Annotated in this window: 1 protein-coding gene; it reads left to right on the top strand. The window is 68.5% G+C overall.

The features are described 5' to 3' along the window. Positions 1-306: 306 nt before the first annotated feature. The coding region (locus tag ACO1BR_RS37695) for an amino acid adenylation domain-containing protein (RefSeq protein WP_426799625.1) at positions 307-5,970 on the top strand (5,664 nt) is incomplete at its 3' end.

Genomic DNA, 5,970 nt, shown 5'->3' with positions numbered 1-5,970 from the left:
GAGGCGCGCCCCGTTGAGGGCGCGCCCGCCGGTGGTGCCGCGTGGTCGCCGGCCGTTCTCTCCGCCACCGCCCGTGCCGGGCGGTGATGCGCAGGTACATCAATTCTTCCGTTTCGGTTCTCACCCGTAGCGCCTGTTCGCCATGCCCGGAAAGGATCTCCGGAAATCGCGGGCACGGCGATCTACGGTAATTTTCCAGGCCGTTGCCCCACCGTTCAGGGTGTCGCCTGAATTCGGTGATCCGGAATGCCTTCCCGTGCCCTGAAGGGGCGGCCACAACACACCCCCTGAAAGGGCGGAAGCACTATGCAGAAAAACCACGCTCGCCTCCTCCCGCTGACGATGTCGCAGCAGGGCGTGTGGTACGGGCAGCAGTTGGATCCGCAGAGCCCGAAGTACAACATCGGTGAATGCATAGAAATCCAGGGCCCCCTGGACGAGGCTCTGTTCATAGCGTCGCTCGAAAAAGTCACCAGTGGCTGCGACAGCCTCAATACCGAGTTCGTGGAGCAGGGCGACGGTATCCACCAACGCGTGGCGCACCCGTCACCGGGACGTCCACGTGTCATCGACCTCTCCGCGGAGGCGGACCCGGCCGACGCCGCGGAGCGGTTCATGGCCGCCGACATGGCCACCGTCGCAGGCACCCCGGCCCCGCCGCACCACGCCTTCGTCCTGCTCAGGCTGAGCCCCGATCGCCACTATTGGTACATCCGCTATCACCACATCGTGATGGACGGCCTCGGTGGCTCCGTTCTCGCGCGCAAAGTGGCCGACGTGTATACCGCCGCGTTCCGTGGCGAAGCGGCGCCGGAATTATTCGCTCCGCTCAGTGCTCTCGTCGATGACGAGACGGCGTATCTCCAGTCTCCTGATTTCGAACGTGACCGGGCGTATTGGACCGAGAAATTCGCTGACTTCGCCCGGTCCGGCCGCGACACCGGAAACGCCCTTCTCGCCACCGCCCGCCGAGTGGACGATGAGGCTTCCCAGCCGCGGCGCGTTCCTTCGCGACCGGGAAACGGCAGCGAACAGCATTCGGTGCGCGGTAACCACCTGCACCAGGGTGAGACTCTCGACCCGCAGGTGATGGACGGCCTGCGCGGACTGGCCGCCGCGACCAGGACCACCTGGTCCGCCGTCTTCGTGAGTGCGGTCGCCGCGTACCTCAGTCGTGTCACCGCTACCGGCGACGTGACGATCGGGCTCGCATCGAACGGCCGCCCCGGTCGTCTGCGCGCGATCCCGGGCATGACGGCGAACATTCTCCCGCTGCGCGTTCAGATCACTCCGGGCATGACCGTCGAGGCACTGGTGCGGACCGTCGCCGCCGAGATGCGGCTGGCGCTGCGCCACCGTCGCTACTCCAGGGAGCAGCTCGCGCGCGACCTTCGGGTCACGGGTGACGCGGCGCGGCTGTGCGATGTGGTCGTGAACGTCATGCCCTACGAGTACGACCTCGACTTCGCCGGCAGCACCGGTGTCTCAAGGCTGCTGTCCACCGGCCCGGTCGACGACATCTCCCTCTTCGTTTCCGAGCGTTCGGAGGGCAAGGGGCCGCTGATCGGCTTCGACGTGAACCCGGACCTGTACCGTCCCGAGGACGTCCGGCCGCACCAGCAGGGCATCACCGCACTGGTCTCCGAACTCTCCCGGGCGGACGCGACGTCTCCTCTCTCCCGCCTCGCGATGCTCGACGAGCAGACTGCCGGTCAGGTGCTCGCGGCAGGGCGCGGCGCCCCCCTCGAACGACGAGACCCCGAGCCGGCCCGGAGGTCGTCGCTGCCTGGGTTGTTCGCGGCGCGGGTGGCGGTGGATCGGTGTGCGGTGGCGGTGTCGGGTGGGGGAGTGGTGTTGTCGTATGGGGAGCTGGAGGAGGTTTCGGGTGTTCTGGCGTCGCGTTTGGTGGGGTGCGGTGTAGCGGCTGAGGGCGGGGTGGGGGTGCTGCTGGGGCGTTCTGCCGCTGTGGTGACGGCGTCGTTGGCCGCGGTGCGGGCGGGCGGTGCGTATGTGCCGCTGGACATCCGCTGGCCGGTGGAGCGGTTGCGTCAGACGGCTCACAGCGCCGGCTTGCGCGTGCTGATCGTCGGTGAGGAGTTGGCCGGTCATGCGTGGGTTGAGGAGGTGCGTGGGTCCCTGCCGGTCGTGGTGGTCGATGCGGTGGGTCGTGTCGTCGACGGTATGCCTGTGCGAGGTGGTTGTTTGCCTGTGGTGGTGGGGGGTGGGCAGCTGGCGTATGTGATGTTCACGTCGGGTTCGACGGGTGTACCCAAGGGTGTTGGGGTTTCGCATGCGGATGTGGCGGCGTTGGCTGCTGATGGTGCGTGGTCGGGGGGTGTTGCCGATGTGGTCCTTCTGCACTCGGCTTATGTCTTCGACGCCTCGACGTTCGAGATCTGGGTGCCGCTTCTCAACGGTGGACGTGTGGTGGTCGCTCCGGAGGGATCCCTTGAGCCCCATGTCCTGCGCGACATCGTCACCGCCGAGTGTGTCACCGCTCTGTTCCTGACCACCGCCCTGTTCAACGTCATCGCCGAAGTCGAACCGCAAGCCCTCGCCGGCGTCCGCGCCGTCTGCACCGGCGGCGAACGCGCCGCGCCCGGTGCCATGCAGCAGCTCGCCCGCGAACTGCCGGGTACCCGCGTGCACCACGTCTACGGCCCCACGGAGACGACCACCTTCGCCACCCGCTACCACGTCACCCCCGAAACCCCCGCGGGACCGCCTCCCATCGGCCACCCCCTGGACGGTATGCGGGCCTACGTCCTCGACGCCGCCCTGGGGCTCGTACCGCCCGGGGTCGCAGGTGAGCTGTACCTCGCAGGCCAGGGCGTCGCACGCGGCTACACAGCCCGACCCGGTCTGACCGCAACCCGCTTCGTCGCCGACCCCTTCGATCCGTCGGGCGGACGCATGTACCGCACCGGCGACCTCGTCCAGTGGGACGCGGACGGCCGGCTCGTCTACCTCTCCCGCACCGACGACCAGGTCAAACTCCGCGGCCACCGCATCGAACCCGGCGAAATCGAAGGCGTCCTCGCCGGGCTGCCCTCGGTGGTCGCCGCCTGCGTCGTCGTGCGCGAAGACCTGCCCGGCGACCGGCAGTTGGTGGGCTATGTGGTGCCGGCCGACGGCTGCCCCATGGACGAGGGCGAACTGTCCGCGTCAGTGGCCCGCGTACTTCCCCCCTACATGGTCCCGTCGGCCTTCGTGACTCTCGCGACGCTGCCGCTGACGCCGAACGGGAAGGTCGACCGCCGCGCCCTGCCCGCGCCCCGGGTGCCGGAACGCGCTGCCGGGCGCGGCCCGCGCACCGTCCGTGAGGAACTCCTGCTCACCTTGTTCGCCGACGTCCTCGGGACCGACGGCATCGGCGTACACGACGACTTCTTCGCCCTCGGCGGGCATTCGCTCCTGGCGACGCGCCTGGTCAGCCGTGTGCGCTCGCTACTCGACACCGAACTGGACGTGCGCACGCTCTTCCAGCACCCGACCGTCAGCGAACTCGCCACCGCGCTGGACACGGCCGGCCGGGCACGAGCCGCCCTCGTCCGCGAGGAGCGTCCGCGAGACCTCCCGCTGTCCTTCGCGCAGCAGCGCCTGTGGTTCCTCAACCGGCTCGAAGGGCCCGGCGCCACCTACAACATCCCGCTGGTGCTACGGCTCGACGGCCCCCTGGACCTCGATGCGCTGCGCGCCGGGCTCACCGATGTCGTCGAACGCCACGAGACCCTGCGCACCGTCTTCGCCGAGGAAGGCGGAACACCGCGCCAGCACGTGTGCGACGCTGCGGAAGCAGCCGACCTGGTGCCGCTGCGATGCGAGGAGGCGCCGAGCGGCGCAGATCCGGCCGCGGTCGAGCAGTGGGCCGGCGAAGCGATGCTGTCCGCGGCGACCGAAGCCCTCGACATATCAGGAGACCCCGCGATCCGGGTGCGGTTGCTGCGGTTGGGCGCCGAGGCGCATGTCCTGGCGCTGGTGGTGCATCACATCGCCGCGGACGGCTGGTCGTTGGCGCCGTTGGCTCGGGATCTGGGCGCCGCCTATCGGGCGCGTGTCGTGGGCATGGCTCCTGACTGGTCGCCGTTGCCGGTGCAGTACGCCGACTACACCCTGTGGCAGCGGCGCATGCTCGGGGAGGAGTCCGAGGCCGGGAGCCTGACGGCACGTCAACTGGACTACTGGCGCCGGGCACTGTCCGGTGCACCCGAAACGCTGGCACTTCCGCTGGACCGGTCCCGGCCTGCTGTGTCGCAGCATCGCGGTGCCGCCGTGCCCTTCCGCGTCACGGCGGATGTGCACCGGGGGCTTGTGGAGTTGGCGCGGTCGTGCGGGTGCACGTTGTTCATGGTGATGCAGGCGGCGGTGTCGGTGTTGTTGTCGCGGCATGGTGCGGGTGATGATGTCCCGCTCGGTACGGCGGTGGCGGGTCGGAGCGATGAGGCTCTGGATGACTTGGTGGGGTTCTTCGTCAACACGCTCGTGTTGCGGACGGATCTGTCGGGGGATCCGACCTTCCGTGAACTGCTCGACCGCGTAAGGGAGTTCGACCTCGCCGCCTACGCCCATGGTGACGTGCCGTTCGACCGCGTCGTGGAGGCGTTGAATCCCGCCCGCTCGCAGAGCCGTCATCCACTCTTCCAGGTCATGCTGGTCCTGCAGAACCAAGCCACGGCCGACCTCGACCTGCCGGGGATCACGGTGACCGGTCAGCCCGTTCACACGGGCATCAGCAAGTTCGACCTGACCTACTCACTCACCGAGACCCATGACGAGGCCGGCCGGCCCACCGGGGTCGACGGGTACCTGGAGTACTCCACCGAGCTGTTCGAGGCCGACACCGCGCGGGCACTGTCCGACCGCCTGTCGCGGCTGCTGGCATCGATGGTCACCGACCCCGACCAACGGCTGGCCGACATCGAGCTGTTGGACGCGCGCGAACGCGGCGCCCTGCACCGACAGGGGCAGGGCGACGTCCGACGGGTGCCGGCATCGACGATGTCGGAGCGGTTCGCGGCGCAGGTGGGACGTACCCCGGATGCGGTGGCGGTCCGTGACGGTCGTCGTTCCCTGACATACGCCCAGTTGGAGGCGGAGGCCAACGACCTCGCGCACCATCTGTCGGGACGCGGCATCGGTCCGGAGGACCTGGTCGCCCTGGCCGTTCCGCAATCGGCCGAGACGGTCGTCGCGATGCTGGCGGTGTTGAAGGCGGGGGCCGCCTATCTGCCTGTCGACCCGGCTTATCCGGCTGCCCGTATCACGTACCTGCTGGAGGATGCCCGTCCCAAGCTTCTGATCACTGATGGCGCGGTTCGCAAGCAACTGCCTTCCGTGGGTGTGCCGTTCGTCGTGATGGACGACTCGGCGTCCTGGTCCGTGGGTCATACGTCCGGTCCGGGTGGTGCTGTGTCGGCTGCGGGTCCGGCGTATGTCATTTACACCTCGGGTTCTACGGGGCGTCCGAAGGGGGTGGTGGTCACTCATGCGTCGGTGACGCATCACATGGCGTGGTTGGCTGACCATCTGGCGTTGCGGGCTGAGGATCGGGTGCTGGCTCGGACGTCGCCGAGCTTCGACGCGTCTGTGTGGGAGATCTGGCTGCCGTTGCTCCATGGCGCGTCGGTGTGCGTGATGCCGGCCGAAGCCAACCAGGATCCCGATGCCCTCGTCGGCTGGATGCGGGACTTCGGGGTGACGGTGGCGCAGTTCGTGCCGTCGCATCTGTCGTTGGTGTTGGGCAGTGGGGCTGGGGTGGTTCCTGGGTGTCTGCGGGCTGTGTTGTGTGGTGGTGAGCCGTTGTCGGGGGAGTTGGCGGCTCGGGTTGCTGATGTGTGGTCGGTGGAGGTCCACAATCTGTATGGGCCGACGGAGGCGACGATCGATGCGACGGTGCATGCGGTGGTTGGTGGTGGTGTGGGGGTGGTGCCGATTGGGCGGCCGATCTGGAATGCCCGGGCGTATGTGTTG

The organism is Streptomyces sp. YGL11-2 (assembly GCF_050054615.1).
Taxonomy (GTDB): Bacteria; Actinomycetota; Actinomycetes; order Streptomycetales; family Streptomycetaceae; genus Streptomyces.
The sequence above is the reverse complement of the archived record's forward strand: the minus strand, read 5'-3'. Positions and strand labels throughout refer to the sequence as shown.